Origin of the sequence: Nonomuraea sp. NPDC048916, from assembly GCF_040649575.1 — a bacterium.
Lineage (GTDB): Bacteria > Actinomycetota > Actinomycetes > Streptosporangiales > Streptosporangiaceae > Nonomuraea.
Genome location: NZ_JBEZFS010000002.1, coordinates 235,479 through 258,680, shown reverse-complemented (window position 1 = coordinate 258,680; position 23,202 = coordinate 235,479). Strand labels below are relative to the sequence as shown.

Annotated in this window: 21 protein-coding genes; 11 read left to right on the top strand and 10 right to left on the bottom strand. The window is 72.9% G+C overall.

Features of this window, described 5'->3' with window-relative positions; all coding sequences use genetic code 11:
• Positions 1 to 145 precede the first annotated feature (145 nt).
• The 3 genes from AB0C16_RS02835 to AB0C16_RS02825 all read right to left on the bottom strand — a co-directional run bounded on the left by AB0C16_RS02835 (position 146) and on the right by AB0C16_RS02825 (position 2,765).
• On the bottom strand, positions 146 to 766 hold the full coding sequence (locus AB0C16_RS02835) for an NYN domain-containing protein (RefSeq protein WP_357678175.1): 621 nt from the start codon (positions 764 to 766) through the stop codon (positions 146 to 148).
• Positions 767 to 936: 170 nt separating this feature from the next.
• Positions 937 to 1,140, bottom strand: a complete 204-nt coding sequence (locus tag AB0C16_RS02830) for an RNA-binding S4 domain-containing protein (RefSeq protein WP_357678173.1) — start codon at positions 1,138 to 1,140, stop codon at positions 937 to 939.
• Between the two features lie 11 nt (positions 1,141 to 1,151).
• Positions 1,152 to 2,765, bottom strand: a complete 1,614-nt coding sequence (locus AB0C16_RS02825) for a PucR family transcriptional regulator ligand-binding domain-containing protein (RefSeq protein WP_357678171.1) — start codon at positions 2,763 to 2,765, stop codon at positions 1,152 to 1,154.
• A 130-nt stretch (positions 2,766 to 2,895) separates the two neighbouring features.
• On the opposite strand from AB0C16_RS02825, the gene AB0C16_RS02820 reads away from it, so the two are divergent.
• The 5 genes from AB0C16_RS02820 (at position 2,896) to AB0C16_RS02800 (ending at position 10,337) form a co-directional block, all read left to right on the top strand.
• Positions 2,896 to 3,747 (top strand): DUF2877 domain-containing protein, encoded by an 852-nt coding sequence (locus tag AB0C16_RS02820; protein WP_357678169.1) that lies wholly within the window; start codon positions 2,896 to 2,898, stop codon positions 3,745 to 3,747.
• A complete protein-coding gene (locus tag AB0C16_RS02815; protein WP_357678167.1) occupies positions 3,744 to 5,126 on the top strand; it encodes an FdrA family protein in 1,383 nt (460 codons plus the stop codon). The genes AB0C16_RS02820 and AB0C16_RS02815 overlap by 4 nt, the downstream gene beginning before the upstream one ends.
• Positions 5,123 to 6,514 carry a DUF1116 domain-containing protein gene (locus AB0C16_RS02810; protein ID WP_357678165.1) on the top strand — a complete coding sequence of 464 codons (1,392 nt, stop codon included), beginning with the start codon at positions 5,123 to 5,125 and terminating at the stop codon, positions 6,512 to 6,514. Before AB0C16_RS02815 ends, AB0C16_RS02810 begins: the two co-directional genes overlap by 4 nt.
• A 145-nt stretch (positions 6,515 to 6,659) precedes the next feature.
• Positions 6,660 to 8,948: a protein kinase gene (locus AB0C16_RS02805; RefSeq protein WP_357678163.1), complete on the top strand. Its 2,289-nt coding sequence runs from the start codon at positions 6,660 to 6,662 to the stop codon at positions 8,946 to 8,948.
• Between the two features lie 120 nt (positions 8,949 to 9,068).
• Complete coding sequence (locus tag AB0C16_RS02800) at positions 9,069 to 10,337, top strand: MFS transporter (RefSeq protein ID WP_357678161.1); 1,269 nt, start codon at positions 9,069 to 9,071, stop codon at positions 10,335 to 10,337.
• A gap of 127 nt (positions 10,338 to 10,464) precedes the next feature.
• Here the strand turns inward: AB0C16_RS02800 and AB0C16_RS02795 are convergent, their stop codons facing one another.
• Both AB0C16_RS02795 and AB0C16_RS02790 read right to left on the bottom strand, forming a co-directional pair.
• Positions 10,465 to 11,991, bottom strand: a complete 1,527-nt coding sequence (locus AB0C16_RS02795) for a bifunctional 3'-5' exonuclease/DNA polymerase (protein ID WP_357678237.1) — start codon at positions 11,989 to 11,991, stop codon at positions 10,465 to 10,467.
• 98 nt (positions 11,992 to 12,089) lie between these two features.
• The gene (locus AB0C16_RS02790; RefSeq protein ID WP_357678159.1) at positions 12,090 to 13,580 is read right to left on the bottom strand and encodes a metallophosphoesterase; all 1,491 of its coding nucleotides are present in this window, start codon (positions 13,578 to 13,580) and stop codon (positions 12,090 to 12,092) included.
• A gap of 128 nt (positions 13,581 to 13,708) precedes the next feature.
• Here AB0C16_RS02790 and AB0C16_RS02785 point away from each other — a divergent pair, with 128 nt between their 5' ends.
• Positions 13,709 to 14,122, top strand: coding sequence for a hypothetical protein (locus AB0C16_RS02785; RefSeq protein ID WP_357678157.1), 414 nt, complete (start codon positions 13,709 to 13,711; stop codon positions 14,120 to 14,122).
• Between the two features lie 97 nt (positions 14,123 to 14,219).
• On the opposite strand, the gene AB0C16_RS02780 is transcribed toward AB0C16_RS02785, so the two are convergent.
• A complete protein-coding gene (locus tag AB0C16_RS02780) occupies positions 14,220 to 15,776 on the bottom strand; it encodes an FAD-binding oxidoreductase (protein WP_357678235.1) in 1,557 nt (518 codons plus the stop codon).
• Positions 15,777 to 15,807: 31 nt separating this feature from the next.
• Here AB0C16_RS02780 and AB0C16_RS02775 point away from each other — a divergent pair, with 31 nt between their 5' ends.
• The 4 genes from AB0C16_RS02775 (at position 15,808) to AB0C16_RS02760 (ending at position 19,305) form a co-directional block, all read left to right on the top strand.
• Positions 15,808 to 16,422, top strand: coding sequence for a helix-turn-helix domain-containing protein (locus AB0C16_RS02775; RefSeq protein WP_357678155.1), 615 nt, complete (start codon positions 15,808 to 15,810; stop codon positions 16,420 to 16,422).
• On the top strand, positions 16,385 to 17,899 hold the full coding sequence (locus AB0C16_RS02770) for a glycerol-3-phosphate dehydrogenase/oxidase (RefSeq protein WP_357678153.1): 1,515 nt from the start codon (positions 16,385 to 16,387) through the stop codon (positions 17,897 to 17,899). The genes AB0C16_RS02775 and AB0C16_RS02770 overlap by 38 nt, the downstream gene beginning before the upstream one ends.
• A 62-nt stretch (positions 17,900 to 17,961) precedes the next feature.
• Positions 17,962 to 18,891: a sucrase ferredoxin gene (locus AB0C16_RS02765; RefSeq protein ID WP_357678151.1), complete on the top strand. Its 930-nt coding sequence runs from the start codon at positions 17,962 to 17,964 to the stop codon at positions 18,889 to 18,891.
• A 102-nt stretch (positions 18,892 to 18,993) separates the two neighbouring features.
• A complete protein-coding gene (locus AB0C16_RS02760; protein WP_080036407.1) occupies positions 18,994 to 19,305 on the top strand; it encodes a WhiB family transcriptional regulator in 312 nt (103 codons plus the stop codon).
• 187 nt (positions 19,306 to 19,492) lie between these two features.
• Here the strand turns inward: AB0C16_RS02760 and AB0C16_RS02755 are convergent, their stop codons facing one another.
• Positions 19,493 to 19,726, bottom strand: coding sequence for a DUF397 domain-containing protein (locus tag AB0C16_RS02755; protein ID WP_357678149.1), 234 nt, complete (start codon positions 19,724 to 19,726; stop codon positions 19,493 to 19,495).
• Positions 19,727 to 19,839: 113 nt separating this feature from the next.
• Positions 19,840 to 20,730 (bottom strand): helix-turn-helix transcriptional regulator, encoded by an 891-nt coding sequence (locus tag AB0C16_RS02750; protein WP_357678147.1) that lies wholly within the window; start codon positions 20,728 to 20,730, stop codon positions 19,840 to 19,842.
• A 248-nt stretch (positions 20,731 to 20,978) separates the two neighbouring features.
• Here AB0C16_RS02750 and AB0C16_RS02745 point away from each other — a divergent pair, with 248 nt between their 5' ends.
• A complete protein-coding gene (locus AB0C16_RS02745; protein WP_357678145.1) occupies positions 20,979 to 21,332 on the top strand; it encodes an ATP-binding protein in 354 nt (117 codons plus the stop codon).
• Between the two features lie 27 nt (positions 21,333 to 21,359).
• Here the strand turns inward: AB0C16_RS02745 and AB0C16_RS02740 are convergent, their stop codons facing one another.
• Positions 21,360 to 21,989, bottom strand: a complete 630-nt coding sequence (locus AB0C16_RS02740) for a phosphoribosyltransferase family protein (RefSeq protein WP_357678143.1) — start codon at positions 21,987 to 21,989, stop codon at positions 21,360 to 21,362.
• A 72-nt stretch (positions 21,990 to 22,061) separates the two neighbouring features.
• Positions 22,062 to 23,159 carry a ribosome small subunit-dependent GTPase A gene (gene rsgA, locus AB0C16_RS02735; RefSeq protein ID WP_357678141.1) on the bottom strand — a complete coding sequence of 366 codons (1,098 nt, stop codon included), beginning with the start codon at positions 23,157 to 23,159 and terminating at the stop codon, positions 22,062 to 22,064.
• Positions 23,160 to 23,202: the final 43 nt, after the last annotated feature.

The window sequence follows — 23,202 nt, the reverse complement described above, 5'->3', positions numbered from 1 at the left end:
GCAGATTAGGCCCGTCTCCGCACTCCTACACGGGCATGATCTGCCAAATTCGCATTCCTGACCAGCGTTCCCCTCACTCACTCCGCCCATCCGAGCCGGTGAGGCCGCTCCCGGCGGCCCGCCGGACCGAAATCCCGGCGCCGTCTCAGTTCCAGTGGGGCGGCCGGTGATAGCTCGCCCCATCCCGCCCCGCCACGACCTCCGGCAACTGCGACCGCCTGATGACGGCCGCCCCGAGCGGCAGCCACGCGTCGCTGCACTTGCGCAGACCGTCCGCGCTCTTACCCGGCGGGAAGACGGAGACGACCCTCGTCTTGGCACCACGGCGCGCGTCGATCTCGCGGAGCGTCTCGACGGCCGCGCACAGATCGGAGTCGGCCGAGACGAGCATCACGACATCGACCCGCCCGAGGGCGACGTCGGCGACCATGGCGCTCGCTATCGCCACGTCGGTCTTCTTCTCCTCGTAGGACCGCCAAGTGGCACCGCACGTCCGGCACCGCTTCACCTGCTCCTGGAACCTGCCCAGGACCACGTCGGTGCCGTGGCACCGCAGAGCCGCCAGGTAGGCCCGCTGCCGGGCCACGGCGGGAGGATCCGCGCGGACCAGCGTCGTGAAGTAGGTGACATGCTCCAAGCGCTGTCCGCTTCGCAGCAGGTTGCGCGCCAGCTCGCCCAGATCGAGCCAGAGATCACGGCGACGGCTCATCAGCCTGAGCCCGTAATAGAGGTTGAAGCCGTCGACGTAGACCCCGACGCGCGCCATCTCTCCGTTCGGCTTGTCACCCAAGGCGATAGCCCCCTAACATGGAGTCATCAACGCCCGGGGCTACGTTCCCGGGCTCTACGGCCCCCGGTTTCGGGGGCCGTTTCTTTTCGCTCGCATGTTCGAGTATAGTCAACAGCCGGTAACGCCGCCGCCACTTTCCGTGAAGGTCAGAGCACCCGGATCGAGAAGCCGTCGCCGGTGACCAGTTGGCCCGAGCGGATCTTGCAGGTCTTGCGCAGCTCCACCTCACCGTCCACGAGCACCATGCCTTCGGCGATCAGTTGCTTGGCCATGCCCCCGGTCTCTGTGATGCCGCAGTATTTCAGCAGGTCACAGAGCGGGATGTAGTCGGAGCGCAGTTCGAAGTCCACGGCAGCCAAGCCTAGATGCCCCGCATCCGCAGCACGTGCAGCGCCAGGGTCAGGTTGAGCCGCAGGTGGGGGTCGTCGGTGAAGTTGCCGAGCATCCGTTCCAGCTTGCCGATCCGATAGCGCAGCGTGTTGTAGTGGAAGTGCAGCCGCCGGGCGGTCTCGGCCACGTTCAGGTTCGTCTCCAGCAGCACCTGGAGGGTCCGTCGCAGGTCGGCGTTCTCGGCGTCGTCGTCGGAGGCCAGCGGGCCCAGCGTCTCGCGGACGAAGGCGTGCAGCTCGCCGGTGTCGTTCACCAGCGACAGCAGCCGGTAGACGCCGAGCTGGTCGAAGTGGGCGACCGCGCCGGGGCCGTGCAGCTGGCGGCCGACCCGGGCCGCCTTGAGGGCCTGCGCGTACGCCTCGGGAAGGGTTCCGGCGCCGGGCGACGGCCGGGAGGTGCCGGTCGAGAACGTGGCGGGCGGGGTGTCGGAGAAGGCGGAGGCGGCGTCCTTGGCCACCCTGGCCGCGTCCACCTCCGAGTCCACCACCGCCACGACCTCGTGGGAGAAGCCGGCCACCGCGCCGCGGGGGTCGTGCCGGCGCATCGCCGCGGTCCAGCAGGCGACGAGCCGGTCCTGGGCGCTGCGCTCGTCGCCGTCGGGGTCGAGCTCGGCGACGAGCACGGTCACCGGCCGCTCCAGGTCCCAGCCGAACGCCCTGGCCCGCGTGGCGACCCGTTCGGCGGTGCCGGCCCGGCCGGTGAGGACGTCGCGCAGGAAGTCGGCGCGGTATTTGCTCTCGACCGCGTTGACCGCCTCCTGCCTGGTGACGACCAGCGCGGCGACGGTGGCGGCGCGTTCGAGGATGCCGACGTCGCTGTCGCGGATCGAGCCCGCCGGGCTGTAGGCGACGATGCGGCCGTGGTGGTGCCCGCCCGCCACGACCGGCACCGAGGCGAGGTCGCGTCCCCGGCCGCCCCCGGCCACGCGGACCGCGCCCACCGAGGGGCCCTCTCGGCCGATCGAACCCCGCAACGCCGCCACGTGGTCGGGCGGGCCGGCCGTGGCCAGCACCCGCCCGCCGCCGTCCACCGCCGCGACGGCCACGTCGAGCAGCCCGGCCACCCCCTCGGTCACCTCGTCCAGCCCGCCTCCGGCGAGCACCACCTGGACCAGGGCCCGGTGCGCCTCCTCGGCGCGGGCGAGCACCGCGGCCTGCCGGTTCAGGATGTCGGTCAGCACCTGGTTGAGGATGTCGTCGAAGCCGACGTCGTTCGGCAGCAGGATGAGCGGGAACCCGAGCCGGTCCGCCTGCTCCACCATCTCCGCGGGCAGCTCGTCCACGTAGCGGCCGAGCTTGATGGCCAGCGCCGCCAGGCCGCGCTCGTCGAGGTCGGCGACGAGGCGGCCGAGCGACTGGGGCGTGTTGCGCAGCGGGTAGCCGGTGGTGAGCAGCAGCTCGTGCGGTTTCACCCAGGCGAGGACGTCGGGCACCTCCATGACGTTGAGGCGCTGCACGATGCGGCCCAGCCCGCTCTCCCCCGCGATCAGCCGGGCATCGGCGAGGGTCGAAACGCCGAGCACCTCTCCGACGGAGACGCCGTGGATGATCGTTCCGGTGCTGGCGAGACGGACGGGGGGTTCCATGTGGAGATTGTGACCCCACAGGCGGTCTGTCAGGAAGAGCCAACCTTCCCGCGCACTGTTGGCAAATTTCTCCGTACGGAGGGTTGGTGGGCCGTTCTACGGTCAGGTCCAAGGTCGGTAAGGAGGTCCGGTGACCGTCGGTACTCATGCGAGACGGCCGCGTACCCACGTGACCGGGGCCGCGAGCTCGGCGGTGCGGCCGCTGCTGGACGCGCCGCGCTCACCCGCCCGGGTGCTGGCCGCGTTCCCCACGGGGGTGTATCTCGAGGTCAGGTCGGACGTGGAGCCGTCGGTGATCGCCGTGATCACGGGCGAGGCGACCCGGCTGCCCAACTCCGTGCTGCTGGCCGCCGACCTCCCGCACGTCACGGTCGGTGACGAAGGGTGGGTGGGCGACGGCTGCGTCCAGCTCGGCCGGCTGAGCCTGCGGGCGCACCGCTGGTGGGATCCCGCGCCGCCGCTCGGCGAGGTCGATCCGGTACGCCTGGAGCTGGCCGCGCCCCGGCTGACCGTCGGCAGTCCGGGACTGGCCGGCAACGCCGCCGTCGACCTGCTGGCGACCAGTTGCGCCCGGGGCTGGCTGCTGGGCGTGATGACGGCGGCGGAGCAGCTCGTGGGCCTGGGGCCGGGGCTCACACCGAGCGGTGACGACGTGCTCGCCGGGCTGCTGGTGGCGCTGCGGCATCTCGGCGCGGGCACGGGCACGGAGCGCGCGGTGTGGCTGGCGGACTGGCTGGCGGCGACCGTCACCTACGACGCCCGCACCCGGACCACGCCGATCTCGGCGACGCTCCTGCACTGCGCGGCCCGGGGGGAGGCGAGCCCCGAGGTGATCGCGGTGCTGCGCGGGCTCGCCGGGCGGCAGGCCCTGGAGCCGGCGGTGCGGCGGCTGCACCGCCTCGGCCACACCTCCGGCTCGGACCTCGCGCAGGGCATCGCCATCGGCCTCGCCACCGTCCTCGCCCTGGGCGGCCCCGCATGAGCGACGCGCCCCTGACCGGCGGCGACGGCCTGCCGGGTGACGCCGACGTGGTCCTCGTACGTACCGGGATTTATCACGACTCGGTGGCCCTCATGCGGGTGAGCAGGGCGCTGACCGAGTTGCCCGGCACCGAGGTGGCGATCGTCGCCATGGCGACGGAGCTGAACCTCGCCCTCGCCCGCGACCTGCGCTTCGAGCTGCCGCCGGCCGGCCCGAGCGACCTGCTGGTCGCGATCCGCGGCCACGACGCGCAGGCGGCGGCCCGCGAGCTGGACCGCCTGCTGGCCGCCCTGTCGAGCTCGCGGACGGGGGCCGCCGCGGCCGACCAGCCGCCGCTCACCACCAAGTCGGCCGCCCGGCGACCGGCCGACATGGTGCTGGTCTCGGTCCCGGGCGAGCACGCGTTCGCCGAGGCCCTGGACGCCGTCCACGCCGGCCTGCCTGTGATGATCTTCAGCGACGGCGTCTCCGTGGAGCGGGAGGTGCTGCTCAAGCGGCTGGCCGAGGAGCGCGGCGTGCTGGTCATGGGTCCCGACTGCGGCACGGCGGTGATCGCCGGAGCGGGTCTCGGCTTCGCGAACGTGCTCAGGCCGGGTCCGGTGGGCGTGGTCGCCGCGTCCGGCACCGGCGCCCAGCAGGTGACGTCCCTGCTGGACCTGGCCGGGACGGGAGTCAGCCACGTGCTCGGCGTGGGCGGCAGGGACCTGTCGGCCGAGGTGGGCGGCCTGTCCACGGTGCGGGCGCTGCGCCTGCTCGACGACGATCCGGCCACCGAGCTGATCGTGCTCGTCTCCAAGCCGCCCGCCCCCGAGGTGGCGCGGGCCGTACGGGAGGTCGTGGAGACCCTGCGCACGCCGGTCGTGTCCGCGCTGCTGGGAGAGCGTGACCTGACCTGGGCGGCGGAGGAGGCGCTGCGGGCGCTCGGCCGGTCCGTGCCCGAGTGGCCGGCCTGGCCGGGATGGTCCGGCAAGGCGGTGACCGGCACGGTGCAGGGCGTCTACTCGGGAGGCACCCTGTGCACCGAGGCGCGGCTGATCGTGGGGCGGGGAGAGTTCGTCGACTACGGCGACGACGCCTACACGCTGGGCCGCGCCCACCCGATGATCGACCCGGCGCTGCGGCTGGAGGCGCTGGCGAAGGCCGCGCCCGGTGACGTGGTGCTGATGGACATCGTGCTCGGCCACGCCGCCGACCCCGACCCGGCCGCCTCGTTCGCCCACGCCGTCGCCCGCTGCCCGGCCACCGTCGTCGTCGCGCTGGTCGGCACCGAGGGCGACCCCCAGGACCTGCACCGCCAGGCCGCCGCGCTCCGCGAGGCGGGGGCCTCCGTCTTCACCTCCAACGCCCATGCCGCCCGGCACGCGAAGGACCTGACATGACGCTTCTCTCCGGTCCGCCGCACGTGATCACCGTGGGAGCCGGCCTGCTCCAGGAGGCGCTGGAGGACCAGGCCGTCGCCACGACGCCCGTGGAGTGGCGCCCGCCGCTGCCCGGCACCGCGGACGCCCTGGCCAGGGTGCTGGCCGATCCCCGTCTGCCGGCCGCCAACGAGCGCGCCGTCGCCCGGCTGACCTCCGCCCGGCCCCAGTTGGTGAGCGTCCGGCGGGCGTCGGAGGTGCTGGACCTGGCCGGGCGGATGTTCCTGCACGCCGGCCCGCCCATCGACTGGGAGCGCGCGTCGGGGCCGATGCGGGGCGCGCTGATCGGCGCGACGCTGCTGGAGGGGTACGCGCACGACGAGCGCGGCGCCCGCTCGCTGCTGGAGTCGGGCGGCGTGCGGCTGGAGCCGTGCCACGGGCACCGGACCGTCGGCCCGATGGCGGGCGTGGTCAGCCCGTCGATGTGGATGTTCGAGGTGCGTGACGCCGAGCACGGCGGGCTCGCCTACTGCTCGCTCAACGAGGGCCTGGGCAAGGTGCTGCGGTACGGCGCGTACGGGCCCGAGGTCCTCGACCGGCTGCGCTGGATGGACCGGGTGCTCGGCCCGGTGCTGTCCGCCGCGATCGAGCTGACCGGCCCGATCGACCTGCGCGCCCTGATCGCCCAGGCGCTGCAGATGGGCGACGAGCTGCACAACCGCAACCGGGCCGCCACCTCCCTGCTGCTGCGTGAGCTGGCTCCGGCCGTGGTGGACGCGGCTCCCGGCCACGCGGCCGAGGTGCTGCGCTTCGTCAACGGCAACGACCACTTCTTCCTCAACGCCGGCATGGCCGCCGGCAAGGTGAGCACCGACGCCGCCCGGAACGTGCCGGGCTCCTCGCTGGTGGTCGCCATGGCGCGCAACGGCACCGACTTCGGCGTGCAGGTCTCGGGGCTGGGAGACCGCTGGTTCACCGGGCCGGCGGGCGTGCCGGACGGGCTCTATCTCGGCGCGTACGGGCCGGCGGACGCCAACCCGGACATCGGCGACTCCACGATCACCGAGACGTCGGGCCTGGGCGGGTTCGCGATGGCGGCGGCGCCGGCCATTGTGCGGTTCGTGGGCGGCGAGGTGTCGGACGCCGTCGCGGCCACCCGGTCGATGTACGAGATCACGTTGGCCGAGCATCCCGTTTACCAGATCCCGGGGCTCGGATTTCGCGGCACGCCCGTCGGTGTCGACGTCACGCTGGTGGCCAGGACCGGCCTGTTGCCCGTGGTGAACACCGGCATCGCGGGCCGGGTGGCGGGCACGGGGCAGGTCGGCGCCGGGCTGGTTAATCCCCCCGCCGAGGCGTTCACCAGGGCGTTGACGGCACTCGCCGATTCCGCCGTTGATCATTTTTGATTTTCCACATATCGGCACGTAATGCCGTTTGTCAGGAGTGCCCTCGCTTCCGTTCTTCAATGAACTGCCTATATCGTGGCGAACCTCATAATCTGGAAGTATGGCGCGGCGCATGTGACGGATGATGCTGGAGATGGGGGCGGAGATGGCAGCCGACCGCGTGCTCAGCGGGCCGGGCGCGGAAGGAAACGCGTCGCAGAGCCAGGGCCGCCTGATCGGCAGGCGCTACCGACTGATGTCGCCGGTCGGCCGGGGCGGCATGGGCATGGTGTGGCACGCCCACGACGTGCTGCTCGACCGGGCCGTGGCGGTCAAGGAGCTGATCCTGCCGTTCGGGCTCGACAACACGGGCAAGCAGATCGCCCACCGCCGCATGCTGCGCGAGGCCAGGTCCGCCGCGCGGCTGACGCATCCGGGCATCGTGACCGTGCACGACGTGGTCGAGGAGGACGGCCGGCCGTGGATCGTCATGGAGCTGGTCCGCGCCTGGTCGCTGGAGCAGGCCGTGCGGCAGAGCGGCCCGCTCCCCGTGATCCAGGCGGCGGAGATCGGCATCCGGGTGCTCGACGCGCTCCGGCACGCGCACGCCGCCGGGATCCTGCACCGTGACATCAAGCCGGGCAACGTGCTGCTCACCGCCGACCGGGTGGTGCTGACGGACTTCGGCATCGCGGCCATCGAGGGCGACGTCACGATCACGCAGACCGGCCTGCTCATGGGCTCGCCGGCCTACATCCCGCCGGAGCGGCTGTCCGGCCAGCCGATCACGCAGGCGGCCGACCTGTGGTCGTTCGGCGCGACGCTGTACGCCGCCGTGGAGGGCCGCCCGCCGTACGAGGGGCCGGACGCGATCGCCGTGCTGGGCGCGGTGCTCACGCAGGACCCGACCAGGCCGCAGCGGGCCGGGGCGCTGCTGCCGATCATCGAGCGGCTGCTGCGCAAGAACCCGGCCGAGCGGCTCACCGCCGAGCAGGTGAGCGAGGCGCTCGAACGGGTGCTGCACGCGCACGGGTCCGTCCGCCCGCGCACACCGGAGACGCAGCCGTCCCTGCCCACGCAGGCCGACTCGACGCCCATGGCGCTGCTGCCGCCGTTCGACGCGTCCTCCGGGCCGATGCCGTCGCGGATCGTGGAGACGCCGTCCGGGCCGGTACGCGTGCCGTACGACCCCGCGAGCGGCCCTCCGGACACGCCCGACGCGATGTCGAGCCCGTCGGGCGGCCAGTTCCCGCCGCCACCCCGGCCGGACGGGTTCGACGCGTTCACCAGCCACTCCGGGCCGCTGCGCGCGCCCGAGTCGCCCTCCGGCCCGCTGCGGCTCCCGGAGCCTCCGGCCGGCGCCCGGCCGCCCTTCGGCGGGCCCGCCGGGGCGGGTGATCCGGCCATGCCGCCGTTCGGCGGACCGTCGGGCCCGCACCCGACCCTGGAGCCACGCGAGCTCGGCGACCCCTCGGGCCCGCATCCCGTCCCGAACCCGCCGCGCGAACTCGGCGCCCCCTCGGGCTCGCATCCGATCCCGAACCCGCCGCGCGAGTTCGGAGGGCCGTCGGGGCCGCATCCGGTCCAGAGCCCGCCTCCCGGCCCGGGCGGCCCAGGAGGCCCGACAGGGCCCCATTCCGTCCCGGACCGGCCGGCCGGACCACAGCCGATCCTGCCGCTGACCACCGACAGCCGGGCCGTTCCGTGGCCGCTCGCCACGGACGACGACCTGCGCGACCACTCCCGCGCCCTGTCACGCGACGTCCCCCGCAGCCGCCTCGCCGCCCGGCCGAGCGTCCCCGACCGGACGACCAGGAGCAGGCGCAGGCCGGAAGCCGGCGGGGGCAACGCCTGGATGCGGGACGGCCGGCCGACGGCGCGCCTGATCCTCGCCTCCGTCGCGGCCGTGGGCACGGTGGCGGTGGCCATCGCGCTCGTCGCGTCGAGCAGGTCGCCGGAGCCGGTCGTGAGCACCCCGCTCGCCTCCGCGAGCGCCTCGGCCCAGCCGCTCCAGGCGGCCGTCCCCGACGGCTACACGAAGCACACGCCGCCGGGCTTCTCCGCGGCGGTCCCCGACGGCTGGAAGCTGACGGCGTCCGCCGGCGAGGCCACCTTCACCGGGCCCAAGGACTCGGGCCTGCGGATCCTGGTGGAGCAGACGACCCCGCAGCCCGACGGCGGGCTGTCGGAGCTGGGCAGGGAGGAGGCGGACGGCGGCCGGGAGGGCTACATCCAGGTGCAGTTGCAGGCGACCCAGTTCCGCACCTGGAAGGCGGCCGACTGGGAATACACCTACACGCTGCCCAACGGCGTCCCGATGCACGCGCTGACCCGGTACGTCACGATCGACGACGACACCGCCTACAAGATCACCTTCGACATGCCGGAGCTGACCTGGGACGACCAGGCCAAAAGCCGCAAGGTCTTCCTCGACACCTTCCGCCAGACCACCTGACCGCGCATCCGGCTCACCCGGGCGAGGTGTCCACCGTCCGCTGGGCGACGCCCAGAACGCATCGGGAAAGCGTTCTTGTCCTCTTTGGGGCCATCTCGTGGGCTATGCGAGACTTCACAAGTGACGAGCACCCCCACAAAGGCCGCTATCCCCCTCGATGACCAAATCCGTGCCGTTCAGCGCCGCACCCTGGGTGTCCTGTCCGGCGCGCAGATCGCGGGCGGGGTAGGGGTCGCCGTCGGGCTGGCACTGAGCTCGGTCGTCGTGGACGAGCTGTCGGGATCCACCGTGATCAGCGGGTTCGCCGGCACCGCGACCGTGCTCGGCGCCGCCCTGCTCGCGCTGCCGACCGCCAAGGTGTCGGGACGGAGCGGGCGGCGCGCCGGGCTGGCGCTGGCGTACCTGGCGGCGCTCGCGGGATGCGCGCTGTCCGTGGCCGCCATCTCGATGGGCAACTGGCCGCTGCTGCTGGTGGGGCTGGTGCTGGTCGGCGGGGGAAGCGCGGGAAACCTGGCCGCGCGCTACTCGGCGACCGACCTGTCACCGAAAGGGCACGCCGGCAGGCACCTGTCGCTGGTCGTCTGGGCGGCCACCATCGGCTCCGTGGCCGGGCCCAACCTGGCCAGACCCGCCGACCAGATCGGCATGAACGCGGGCCTGGTCGAGAAGGCGGGCCCGTTCGCGTTCGCGGCACTGGCCTTCGCCGCCGCCCTGCTGATCATCGTGGCCGGACTGCGTCCCGACCCGCTCAAGCTGGCGCGCGAGCGCGACGGCGCGCCGCAGGCCGATCCGGGCGGGAGCAGGACGGTCAAGCATGCCTGGCGGACGCTGCGCACCACGCCGATGGCCCGCCGGGCACTGATCATGATCGCGGTCAGCCACACCGCCATGGTCTCGGTCATGTCGATGACCCCGGTCAAGCTTCACCATGACGGCTCGAATCTGGACGTCATCGGCCTGGTGATCAGCCTGCACATCGCCGGGATGTACGTCATGTCGCCCGTCGTGGGCTGGCTGGCCGACAAGGCGGGAAAGGTGCCGGTGCTGCTGCTCGGCATGTCGCTGTTGCTCAGCGCCGCCGCCCTGGCGGGCACCGCCGATCACCGGGTCTGGCAGGTGACGACGGCGCTGGTCCTGCTCGGGCTCGGCTGGTCGTGCGGCCTGGTGGCGGGCTCGGCGCTGCTCAGCGAGTCGGTGCCGGTCGGCAGCCGCCCCTCCGTGCAGGGCCTGTCGGACCTGCTGATGAACGTGTGCGGCGCCACGGGCACGATCGTGGCCGGAGCGATCGTGGGCGGACTGTCGTACGGCGTGCTCGGCCTGGTGGTGGGCGTGATGGTGGCGCTGGCCGGCCTCTGGCTGGCCGCCGGCTGGCGCCGCGGCGGCGGCTGACTCACCGGCCCACCGTCCGGCACGAACGGACGGCCGGCCGCCAGGCCAGGCCGTTCGGCACGGCCGGCACGAACGGCGAGCCGGCCGTCAGGCACGAACGGCGGGGCCAGGTCGTCGGGGCGGGGCGCTATTTGGCGTCGGCGTAGCAGTTGACGGCGACCGCCTCCATCGGGAAGCGCACCGGGGTGCGGCCGAACAGCAGCCGGGTCGCCTCCGAGGCCGCGTCGGAGACCGCGCCGATCACCTGCTCGGCCTGGTCGAGCGGGCAGTGCACCATGACCTCGTCGTGCTGGAAGAACACCAGCCGGGCGGGGTCGGGCAGCAGCCCGCGCAGCACCGCCATCAGCGCGAGCGCCCACTCGGCGGCGGTGGCCTGGACGACGAAGTTGCGGGTGAACCGGCCACGGTCGCGCGCGGCCCGGCCGCCGTCGGGCCCCGACACGGCCGCCTTCCACCGCTCGGAGGGAGGCGGGCTGGTGCGCCCGAGCCAGGAGCGGACGAGGCGCCCCTCCTCGCCCGCCTTGGCGGCGTCCTCGACGAACCGGTAGGCCTGCGGGAAGCGCTGCCGCATCATCGCGAGCAGCTTGGGGGCGTCGCCGCTGGTGCCGCCGTACATGGCGGACAGCATGGCGATCTTGGCGTTGTCGCGCTCGCCGCCGAACGACTGCGCCAGCGCGGAGTAGAGGTCGATCTCGCCCGCGGCCCGGGCCAGCCCCACGTCGCCGGCCATCGCGGCCAGCACCCGCGGCTCCAGCTGCGCCGCGTCGGCCACGATCAGGACCCAGCCCTCGTCGGCCCGCACCACGCGGCGCATCACCTTGGGGATCTGCAGCGCCCCGCCGCCCGAGGTGGCCCAGCGGCCCGACACGACGCCGCCCACCACGTATTCGGGCCGGAAGCGCCCGTCGCGCACCCACTGGTCGGCCCACGCCCAGCCGTGGAAGCTGTGCAGCCGGGCCAGCTCCTTGTAGGCGAGCAGCGGCGCGACGGCCGGGTGGTCGATCTGTTTGAGCTCCCACGACCGGGTGGTCTTGACCGCCACGCCCGCGCTCTTGAACGCCTTGACCAGCTGTTGCACCGAGTCGGGGTTGACCGGGTGGCCGAAGGCGGCCGACACCTCGTCGGCCAGCGTCTGCAGCTTGGCCGGTCGCATGCCGTGCACGGGTCTGGGCCCGAGCAGCTCGGTGAGCAGGGCGTCATGAGCGTCGCGGCGCCACGGCATGCCGTCGTGGCCCATCTCGGCGGCGATCAGCGCGCCGGCCGACTCGGCCGCGACCAGCAGCCGGAACCGCCCGGGATCGGGCAGCGCCTCGATGCGGCGCAGCTGGTCGGCCAGCACCTCGGCCACCGCCTCGGCGGCCAGGGGCTCGGGCGCGAACAGGGTGCCGGGCAGGCTGGGCCGTTCGTCGGGCGCCGGCAGGCCGTGCAGGCGGGCGTGGACGGCCCTGGCCGAGCGGGGCTCGCCGTAGCGGCCCTCGCCGGCCAGCAGCAGGCCCTCGGTGAGCGCGAGGTCGTGGCAGCGCGACAGCCGGACACCGGCGCGCAGCAGGGGCGGGTAGTCGTCGCGCGCGTCGGCCCAGACCCAGCGCGGACGCTCGCGCTCCAGCTCGCCCACGGCCCGCGCCAGATCCGCGGGCCGACGGACCGTCCCCACGGGAAGGCTCGCGCCCCCGGCCGGAGGGGCCGTCGCCGCGACGGGGAGGATCGTCTCTCCCGCAAGCACCACGTACACGCCTCCAGCGTGCCAGGCGCCTACGACAGTGCGATGCGCACCTCGTCCTCCAGCGGCGGCTGGTGTTCCTGCTCCAGGCAGCCGGTGGCGGCGAAGCAGCGGATCTTCAGCAGCTCGGGTGTGACCGACAGGTGCAGGAACTGCTTGAAGAACGGCGGGGTGTCCCAGTCGGACAGCTCCGACAGGTAACGGTGGAAGACCCGGTCCACCGGCAGCCGGAACGGCCACGGCCACGCCCCGAGCAGCCGCGCGGCCCACCGCATCCGGCGGGTGATCGTCACCTGGCCGTCCAGCGGCCGCACCGGCGTGTTGCCGATCTGGCCGGCCATGATGCAGGCGGCCTCGGCCGGCGTGAGGTAGATCCACTTCATCCGGAGCCGCTTGGCGTAGAGCTGGCTGTAGAACGACAGCGAGTCGCCGCGCAGCGGGTAAAGCCTGAAGTCGTCCTCGTGCACGCCGGCCACGTCCACCCGCCGGATGGTGTGGGTGGCGTGCATGAACGCGCCGCCGCCGCCGGAGACGATGTAGTGGATCACCCGGTCGCCCACCTTGACCGGGTAGCGCTGGTAGTTGTGCACGTCGCCGCCGATGGCCGCCACGTAGCGGTGCCCGGGGTCGCGCACGATGTCGTCGATCGTGCCGCCGCCCTCCAGCGGCGACGGCTTGTAGTCGTTGCGGGTGTAGATCGGCTTGCCGGTGACCAGGATCTTGGGCCGGGGGTCGCGCGAGACGCGGCGCAACCACTCCGTCTGCGTCGCGTCGATCGTCCCCCTGATGCCGGTGTCGACGCCGACGACGAGCAGGCTGTCGCTCTCGATCACCCAGTAGGGGCCGGGCTGTACGGCCCGCTGCGACGGCTGGTCCCTGAGCTTGCGGGCCTCGGCCAGGCGCTGCTCGTCGACGGCCTCCGGCCTGCGCCAGAGCAGCCCGCGCAGCCATCCGGTGTCGGGCTTGGGCTTGAGCGGCGGGGCGTCGCAGAAGATCCGCATGAACCCGCCCAGCCCGTCGTACCAGTCGTGGTTGCCGGGGATCGCGTAGATCGGCGCGCCATAGTCCTTGTACGGCCGGAAGAACTTGTCGCCGTACTCGTTGGGCGATCCCGCCGGGTAGATCACGTCGCTCGCGATGACGGCGAAGGACGTGCCCTCCCCCACCTTCAGCAGGCCCGGCACGACGGCGTACTGGGAGGCGTCGCCCTCGCCCGTGTCGCCCAGCAGCAGGAAGTCGAAGCTCGGGCCGATCTCGGGCCGGATCCGGAACCCGACGTCGGCGCCGCCCTCCAGTTGCCCGGCCACCCACCGCTGCCGCACCTGCCCCGACGGATCGCCGAACAGCCCGGCCAGGATCTCGTTGCGCGAGCGCCACAGGGTGGCCAGGTTGAGCCAGCTGAACCCGGTGTCGTGCGGTCTGAGCTGTTCGAACGTGCCGATCTGCTGACACGACCAGCCGGCGCCCTCCTCGGAGACCCGGGACGAGAGCTGCTTTCCACGCTCAGCCGCGACTTCCACCATGGCCATATCTTTGCCGCGATCTTCCGGAAATGCATCCGAACGCTCCGTGCTGCAGCCAACACAGAAGGTTCGCAATGGTGTAGCCTCACGCCCCAAGCAAGCGGTTGTCGGCCGTGAGGGGGGCTGCGATGGCCCGGAACGGTTCGGACGATACGACTCGGCGGGGCACCACGGGGGCTGATGCCGTCGAAGGCCTGCTGGCCTACGCCGCGACCCGCCCGCGCTGGAGCCGGGGCGCGCTGCGCGACCTCCGGGAGGCGGTCGCGCGCAGCCGCGAGCTCGCCGCCGCGGACCCCGCGCACACCGCCCTGCTCGTGCGCTCCCTGCACACCGCGGCCACGCTGCTGCTCAAGCGCGGGCGCGCGGCCGAGGCGCTGCCGCTGGCGGTCGAGGCGGTCGAGTTGTCCCGCCCCGAGGGCGGCGCGGCGCTGGTCGCCTGCCTGTGGTGCCTGTCCCAGGTGTACGAGGCCCTCCAGCAGTACGCCGAGGCCGCCGCGGCGACGGACGAGGCGGCCCAGGCCGTCCCCCCGGACGAGGCGTAGCCGGGCCACCGCGCCTGCCACCCTGCCTGCCACCACGCCTGTCACCCTGTTTGCCACCGTGCCAGCCACCGTGCCGGCCACCGTGCCGAGGGTCGGGTCAGGGGACGAGGACTCCGGGGTTGAGGATGCCCGCGGGATCCAGCCGCGACTTGACCGCGCGCAGGATCTCCACGCCCACCGGCCCCAGCTCGGTCGCGTAGGCGCGGCGGTGCTCGCGCCCCACGCCGTGGTGGTGGGAGACGGTGCCGCCCGCCTCGACGATGGCCGTGGTGACCGCCTCCTTGGCCCGCGCCCACTGCTCCACCGGATCCCCGTGCTGGGCGGTGACGACGGTGAAGTAGAGCGAGGCCCCCGTCTCGTACACATGGGAGATGTGGCACATGACCAGCGGCGAGCCGAGTGAGCCGAGCAGCGCCAGCCGTACCGCGTCGTAGAGCCGCGGCAGGCCGGACCAGAACGCGGCGGTCTCCAAGGTCTCCACGGTCGCCCCGGCGGCGAGGAGCGAGTCGCGCAGGTAGGGCGCCGAGAAGCGGCCGTGCTCCCAGGCCTCGCCGGGCGCCTCCCCGAGCGGTGCGCCGCCGAGCCGCGACAGCACCGCGGCGGCTCCGGCCCGCCGCTCGGCCACCGACGCCCCCTCGTACCCCGCGATCACCAGGCAACCCGTGTCGCCGCCGCCGATGGCGTCCGGCCTGGCCAGCCCGATCATCGTCTCGGTCTCGTCCGACAGCCGCAGCACGGTCGGCAGCGGCCCCTCCTGGGCCAGCGCCCGCAGCGCGGCCGAGCCCTCCCGGAACGAGGCGAACCGCCACCCCTCGTAGACCTTCTCCGCGGGCAGCCGCCGCACCCGCAGGCGCAGCGAGGTGATGACGCCGAACACCCCCTCCGAGCCCAGCATCAGCTGCCGGAGGTCCGGCCCGGCCGCCGACCTGGGCGCCCGGCCCAGCTCCAGGGTGCCCGCCGGGGTGGCCACCGTGAGGCCCGCCACCATGTCGTCGAACCGGCCGTAGCCGGCGGAGGCCTGCCCGCTGGAGCGCGCCGCGGCGAAACCGCCGAGCGTGGCGTACTCGTACGACTGGGGGAAGTGGCCCAGCGTCAGCCCGTGCGCGCCCAGCAGCCGCTCGGCCTCGGGCGCCCGTAGCCCCGGCTGGAGCTCGGCGACCATCGACTCGGCGTCGACCGACACCAGCCGGTCCAGCCGGCGCAGGTCGAGCGCCACCACCCCGGCGAAGCCTGACCGCGAGGCGACCAGGCCGCCCACCACGGAGGTGCCGCCGCCGAAGGGCACGACCGCGATCCGCTCGGCGGCGCAGAGCGCGAGCAGCGCGACCACCTCCTCGTGCGAGCCGGGCAGCACCACCGCGTCCGGCGCGTCGGAGCCGTCGCCCACCCGCATCAGCAGCAGGTCAGGCGTGGACTTGCCGCGCGTGTGCCGGACCCGCGCCTCGTGGGAGGTCAGCACGTGCTCCGCCCCGGTCACGCCGGCGAGCGCCTCCAGTTGCCCGGCGGACAGCGTCGCCGGCGGCAGCCGCACCGAGTCGAGGGGCACGGGCGGGGCGTCGGGCGAGCGCACGCCCAGCACCTCGCGCAGCAGCTCGCGGACCTGCTCGGGCAGCTCGCGGGCCAGGGCGGGGTCGCCCCAGCCGGACCACAGCATGGATTCGGTAGGCACGTCTACACTGTGACATATGACGTTGATTCGTCACAATGATGGAGTTCTCGACGCGGCCCGCGACTGCGTGCTGGCCTACGGGGTGCGGCGCACCACGCTCACCGACGTGGCGCGCAGGGCCGGGGTGTCCCGGATGACCCTCTATCGCCGATGGCCCGACGTCCGCTCGCTGGTCGCCGACCTGATGACCCGCGAATGGGTGCGGATCCTGGCCGATCTCGACTTCTCGGACCCGGTCGCGGCCGTGGTGCTGGGCGTGCGGCGGCTGCGCGGGCACCCGCTCTGGCGCAAGATCGTGGAAGCCGATCCCGACCTGCTCCTGCCCTACCTGCTGGAGCGCAGGGGCGCCACCCACGAGGCCGTGCTGGACGTGCTCGAACGCGCCATCGGCGACGCCCGCAAGGCCCGGGGGGTGCTGCTGGTGGCCCAGTCGTTCCTGGTGTCCGCGCCCACGATGCTCGCCCCCACACCGCCGCTCGCCCCCACGATGCTCGCCCCCACGCCGCTCGCTCCCGCGGCACACGACCCGACGCTCGCCCCCATGACGCTCGACGACCTCGACGCCGAACTCACGGCACTGCTGGAGGGATACCTTGGACAGCTCGCTGAACGCGCACAGGAGGGCCCGTGAGCTGGCCCTCGCCGCCGAGCGGCCGGTCGACCTGCTCGTCGTGGGGCTCGGCGCGACGGGCGCGGGCGCCGCGCTGGACGCCGCCTCGCGCGGGCTGAGCGTGGCCGCGATCGACGCGCACGACCTGGCGTTCGGCACGTCCAGGTGGAGCTCCAAGCTGGTGCACGGCGGCCTGCGCTACCTGGCCAGGGCACAGCTGGACGTCGCCTACGAGAGCGCGGTCGAGCGCGGCATCCTGCTTCGCCACACCGCCCCGCACCTGGTCAGGGCGCACCCCTACCTGCTGCCGCTCACGCCGGCGGTGTCCCGGTCGCGGGCGGCCGTGCTGATGACCGGCTACCGGCTCGGCGACGGCCTGCGCGCCGCCGCCCGCACGCCCCGCCACCTGCTGCCCGGCCCCTCCCGGCTGGACGCCTCACGGGCGCACCGGCTGGCGCCGGCCCTGCGCGAGCGCGGGCTGAGGGGCGGGCTGCTGTCCTGGGACGGCCGCCTGGTCGACGACGCCCGCCTCGTCGTGGCCATCGCCAGGACGGCGGCCTCGTACGGCGCCGCGATCCTGACCCGCTGCCGCGCGCTGGAGCTGACCGGCGCCGGCGCCACCGTCCGCGACGAGCTGACCGGCGAGGAGTTCGCGATCCGCGCGAAGGCCGTGGTCAACGCGACCGGGGTGTGGGCCGGGCAGCTGGACCCCCAGGTGAGGCTGCGTCCCTCGCGGGGCACGCACCTCGTGTTCAGGCCGGGGACGCTGCCGGGCCTCACCGCAGGGCTGCACGTGCCGATCCCGGGGGCGAGCAACCGGTTCGCGATCGTGCTGCCGCAGGCCGACGGCCGCGTCTATGTCGGCCTCACCGACGAGCCGGTCGACGGGCCCGTGCCCGACGTGCCGGAGGCGCCCGAGGAGGACGTCAGGACGCTCCTCGGCGTGCTGAACACGGTTCTGGACGTTCCCGTTCACCGGGACGCCGTGGCGGGCGCCTACGCGGGCCTGAGGCCGCTGCTGGCCGCCGACGGCGGCGCGGCCGGCCTTCCGGACGCCGGCGGCGGCACGGCCGACCTTTCGCGGCGGCACGCCGTGCTGGCGGACGGACGGCTCGTCACGGTCGTCGGCGGCAAGCTCACGACCTACCGGCGGATGGCCCAGGACGCGGTGGACCGGGCGGTCTCGGCCGCGAACCTCCCGGCGGGTCCCTGCCGCACCGCGCGCCTGCCTCTCGTCGGCGCGGACCCGGGGCGCGCCGACGGAGCGCCCCGGCGGCTGGTGGAGCGCTACGGCGGCGAGGCGGCGGCCGTGCACGAGCTCGTCCGGGCGCACCCCGAGGAGGTCGGGCTGGGCATCACCAAGGGCGAGCTGCTCTGGTCGGTCAGGCACGAGGGAGCGCTCGACGTCGGCGACCTGCTCGACCGGCGCACGAGGATCGGACTGGTGCCCGAGGACCGGGCCGCGGCCCTGCCCGCCGCCCGCGACACGCTGGGCTGAACCCCCACATCTCGATCGCCAAACTCTTAGGTTAGTCTTACCTAATCTACGAAGGGGGCGGTGTGGCCAGGGGCTGCGGACATCCGGCGGGAAGCCACGACGGCGCCGTGCCCACGCGGGCCAGCGCCACGGTGGGGGCCCGGCTCTGGCTGCTCGTGGAATACCCCGGCGCCTGGCCGTCCCATCTGGAGAACTTCGAGCTTCCTGACAACATCGCCGAACTCGTGCGGCGGGCGCTCGATCGCGGTATCAGGCCCCAGCTGATCCGCCGCCCCGGACGGCGCACCCGTCCGGGGGAGCAGGGCCTGCGTGTGCTAGTGGCCTACGGAACGGGCCCGGACCCCTGGCTGGCCTCGGGAGTCATCGCAGGTCCCGACGATCTTGACCTTGACGCGCTGGTGGCCGGAGTGGTCCCGGAGTCCTGCATACTGGATGACGAGCCGGTATTTCTGGTCTGCACGCACGCCAAGCGCAATGCGTGCTGCGCCCGCATTGGACTACCCCTCGCTCGTGAGCTGGCGAAAATTTTGCCGGACAGAGTATGGGAAACGTCACACGTTGGCGGCGATCGTTACGCCGCCAACCTCGTGTGCTTGCCACACGGAATTTTCTACGGCAGCATGTCTCAGGCTGCTGCGATCGCAGCGGCTAACGCGTACCGGTCGGGCGAGGTCATTCTCGACCGTTACCGGGGACGCGCGGGCATCCCTGAGCCATTGCAAGCCGTCGAGCACTTCGCCCGATCCCATACGGGAGAGTGCTCTGTCGGCGCGGTGGCCGTGGAATCCTCCAGGTCGGACGGCGACGTCACCGAAGCCATCGTGCGAGTCAGCGCGCGAAGCGGCGGCGACGTCCGGTTCCGGGTTGTGGTTGCGCCATCGGCGTTCCAAGCGCCGTGTGGTACGGCTTGCGCCGAGACGATCACCACCTACCGGCTGGTTTCGCTGGACAGGCTCACGCCTGTGCGGTACACCACGCTCGCCCTCACCTGATCACGGGAACATCTGCGGCCCCTCCCTGCGTTGGAACAGTGACGCCAAAAGCGTCCAATGCGGCTCAATTACCGAAATACCTCTCACGAAGGTGGTTTTCTCATGTCTCAGGTACGTCGGCAGCTCGCCCGCCCGCGCCCCAGCTGGGGTTGGCAGGATGATGCCGCGTGCCGGGGTGAGGACCTCGTGCTCTTCTTCGGCCCCGACGGGGAGCGGCAGCCCGAGCGTGACGTACGTGAGCGGAAGGCCAAGGCGATCTGCGCCCAGTGCCCCGTCCGTAACGAGTGCCTTGACTACGCGCTTTCCCGTCCGGAGAAGTACGGCACGTGGGGTGGCCTGAACGAGGACGAGCGCGCCTCCGAGCGTCGCCGTCGCATGCGCCGCGCCGCCAGCGCCGGCATCTCCGCCGCCTGACCTACCCGGCAGCGCCGAACGAGCACGCGTGATCCCGCAGTTGTCCCGATGAAGCGGGGCCTGGCCGTCCAGACCCTGCCGAACCCGGTCGGGGCAACTGCCTGATCAGGCGCGAGTCTCAATCCCGAGCACGAAGAGAGCCCGGCGTCCTCGACGCCGGGCTCTCGTGGTTCGCGGACCCCCGAAATCAGACGATCAGGTCGTCGAACTCTCCGTCCTTGGCGCCGAGGACGAACGCGGCGATCTCGGCCGGCGTGTAGACGAGCGCGGGATCGTCGGGGAAACGCGAGTTGCGCATGGCGACCTCGCCGGTCGGCAGTCTGGCCACCTCGACACAGTTGCCGTTGGGATTGCTCCGCCTGCTCTTCCGCCAGACGACGGGAAGGGTGCGGGCAGGCGTTCCGTTGCGGAAGTCATGCATGGAGAAACTCCTCGCGCTTACAAATGCACGTGCATCCGTGCTTTGCGAGCAGACAATACGGCAGCACGCCGAAGGCCATATACGGGATGACCAAAATTCCGTTATGGGGTGGATCACACAGACGACAGCAACCGCTCCAGGAAGCTCCTCGAATCGGCCGGGGACTCGGCCTGGATGCTCAGCCGGTCCATCACCTGCGTGTAGCGCTCGGAGTCGGCGGGTTTGTCCAGGTAGAGGGCGCTGGTGAGCTGCTCCATGTAGACCACGTCCGGCAGGTCTCGCTCGGGGAAGCGCAGGATGCTGAACGGCCCTCCCGCCGCCGCGTGCCCGCCCCGCTCGAACGACATGATCTGCACGGTCACGTTGCGCAGCGCGGTCATCTCCAGCAGGTGCGCGATCTGCTCGCGCATCACCTCCGGACCGCCGAGGGCGCGGCGCACCACGGCCTCGTCGATCACCGCCCACAGGGTCAGCGCGTTGTCGCCGGTCAGGCGCCTCTGCCGGGCGGTGCGCAGCGCGACGCGGCGGTCGATCTCCTCCTCGGGGGCCGCCCAGTGGGCCAGCTTGATCACGGCCCGGGCGTAGCCGGGCGCCTGCAGCAGCCCGGGCACGAACTGGTTCTCGTACGTGCGGACGCTGGAGGCCGCGCCTTCCAGGCCGATGTAGACCTCGAACCAGCTCGGCAGCAGGTCGCCGTACTTGTGCCACCAGCCCTGGGCGTTGGCCTGCCGGGCCAGCTCGATCAGCGGCGCCCGCTCCTCCTCGTCGATGACGCCGTAGAGGGTGAGCAGGTCGGCCACGTCGCGCTCCTTGAAGCTGACCTGGCCGAGCTCCAGCCGGCTGATCTTGGCGTGGGAGGCGCGGATGGCGTAGCCCGCGTCCTCGCGGGTGATGCCCCGCTGGGTGCGTAGCCTGCGCAGTTGCGTGCCCAGCAGGATCCGCAGGACCGTGGGGCTCCCCAGCGAGTGGCCAAGGACCTTCCCCTCCGCACCAGGTACGCTCACGCCTTCACTCCCAGATCATCTGCACGTGCAGATGCAATTTGCATCTGTAAACTATGAAAAGTCTTGCATCACTAAGCGCGTGCCGTAAAGATGGAACTGATCAACCAGACCGCGCTTCGGGGGCCAGGATGACGACTTTCGACGCTCGGCCGCAAGCCGCCATCGGGGCCCGGCCGCCTGGATGGCTTGCGTCCATTCTGCTGGATGGACGCTCAGCCCCTTGCGACGTGGTCTTCCCTTTTTACCGGTTGAGCACGATCGAGCCCGGATGCGTGGCCACGGCCAGGCGTTTCGTCGACCACACGCTCACCGGCTGGGGCTCGGACGGGATCACCTACGACGCGCAACTCGTGGTCTCCGAGCTGGTCACCAACGCGATACGGCACGGCGGCGGCGCGATCGAGCTGCGACTGGTCGGCCACGGCCCCGAGCTGGCCTGCGTGGTCAGCGACCGCAGCCCGGCCGCTCCGATCACCGTCTCCCCCGACGTCTTCGCCGAGTTCGGGCGCGGGCTGCGGCTGGTCGAGGCGCTGTCCGCGGCGTGGGGCTGGATCATCCCGAACGGCCCCCGCAAGTTCGTCTGGGCCGTGCTGGCGGTCTAGGCGGCGTGCTGGGCCCATGGCCGTGGCCTACGCCTCGGCCAGCAGGCCCAGCACGTCTGCGTCGGTGAGCTGGTCGAAGCGCTCGTACCACTGGCCGACCGCCCGGAAGTCCCCCGGCGTGGCCAGCACGATCACCTCGTCGGCCTCCCCCCGCAGCGCCTCGACGGTCTCGCGAGCCCCCACGGGCACGGCCAGGGTCACCCGGGCCGGCTTGGCCCTGCGCACGGCCCGCAGCGCGGCCCGCGCGGTGCCTCCGGTCGCGAGCCCGTCGTCGACCACGACCACCTCCCGGCCGGTCAGCTCGGGCAGCGGCCTGCCCTGACGGTAGGTCTCCACCCGGCGGGCCAGCTCGCGCCGCTCGTCCGCGACCACGTCGGCCACCGACTCGGGCGTCATCCCGAGCCGGCGCAGCAGCGAGAGGTCGAAGACCGGCTCGCCACCCTCGGCGATCGCGCCGACGCCCAGCTCGGGCGACGGCGGATAGCCGATCTTGCGGGTGACGAGCACGTCGAGGACGGCCCCCAGCCGGTGGGCGACGGGCACGGCCACCGCGACGCCACCTCGCGGCAGCGCGAGCACCACCGGGTCACGCAGGTGCAGGAGCCGCTCGGCGAGCATGGCCCCGGCTTCGGCCCGGTCGGCGAACACGATGTCCATGCACCAGGTGGTACCCCCGGTTCGCGCGGGCTCCCCGCCCGGCGGCCCGGGAGTTCGCCCGGCCGGACGCCCTCATGGCCGGTTTCTGCCGGAACGGCGCATCTCCTTATGGATGATCTTCCATTTGTTCTGCTGTTCCTTGCGGAGCCGGGCGTCGGTGCGGCCGGCCATCCACGCGGCCTCCCGCTGCAGCTTGCGCCAGCTGTGCAGCCGCCGCTCGGGCAGCTCACCGCTCTCCAGGGCCGCCAGGACCGCGCAGCCGGGCTCGCCCACGTGCCCGCAGTCGTCGAACCTGCAGCGCTCGGCCAGCGCCTCGATGTCGGAGAAGACCAGGTCGACACCCTGGCCGATCTCGTAGAGGCCGACCCGGCGGATGCCCGGCGTGTCGATGACGAGCCCGCCGCCGGGCAGCGGGATGAGCTCCCGGTGCACGGTGGTGTGGCGGCCTCGCCCGTCGGCCGCCCGGACCTGCTGGGTCTCCATCACGCCGCCTCCGGCCAGCGCGTTGACCAGGGTGGACTTGCCGGCGCCCGAAGCGCCGAGGATGACGGCGGTGCGCGAGCCGTCGAGGTAACCGCGTACCGGCTCCACGCCCTCGCCGAGCGTCGAGGAGACGGCGTGCACGTCCACGCCGGGCGCGGCGCCGCGCACGTCGGCGAGCAGCTCGTCCAGGCCCAGCTCGAACAGGTCGGACTTGGTGATGAGCACGACGGGCGTGCCGCCCGACTCCCAGGCCAGCGCGACCAGCCGCTCGATGCGGCTCAGGTCGGCGAAGTCGGTGGAGTGCATGGACGGCTCGGCCACGAACACGATGTCGACGTTGGCCGCGAGCACCTGGCCCTGGCCGTCGCCCGACAGGCCGCCGCGGGAGTCTCGGCTGACGCCGCCGCGGACGAAGGCCGAGCTTCTCGGCAGGACCGCGTCGACCTCGAAGCGGCCTTCCGGCAGCTGCCTGAGGGCGACCCAGTCGCCGACGCACGGCAGCGCCACCGGGTCGTCCGCCGAGGCCCGGCGGACGCGGGCGCCGTATCGGGCGTGGTGCTGGCCGCCGGCCGCGATCACCTCGGCGGCGCCGCGATCGACGCGCGCCACGCGCGCGGGGACGGTGTCAACGGGAAGCTCGGCGGCGCGCACGTCGGACCAGCCGAGCAAGGAGAGGTCGAAGGACAACGGAGTGATTCCTTTGGATCGAAGAGGACCCGGGTGGCGCTCA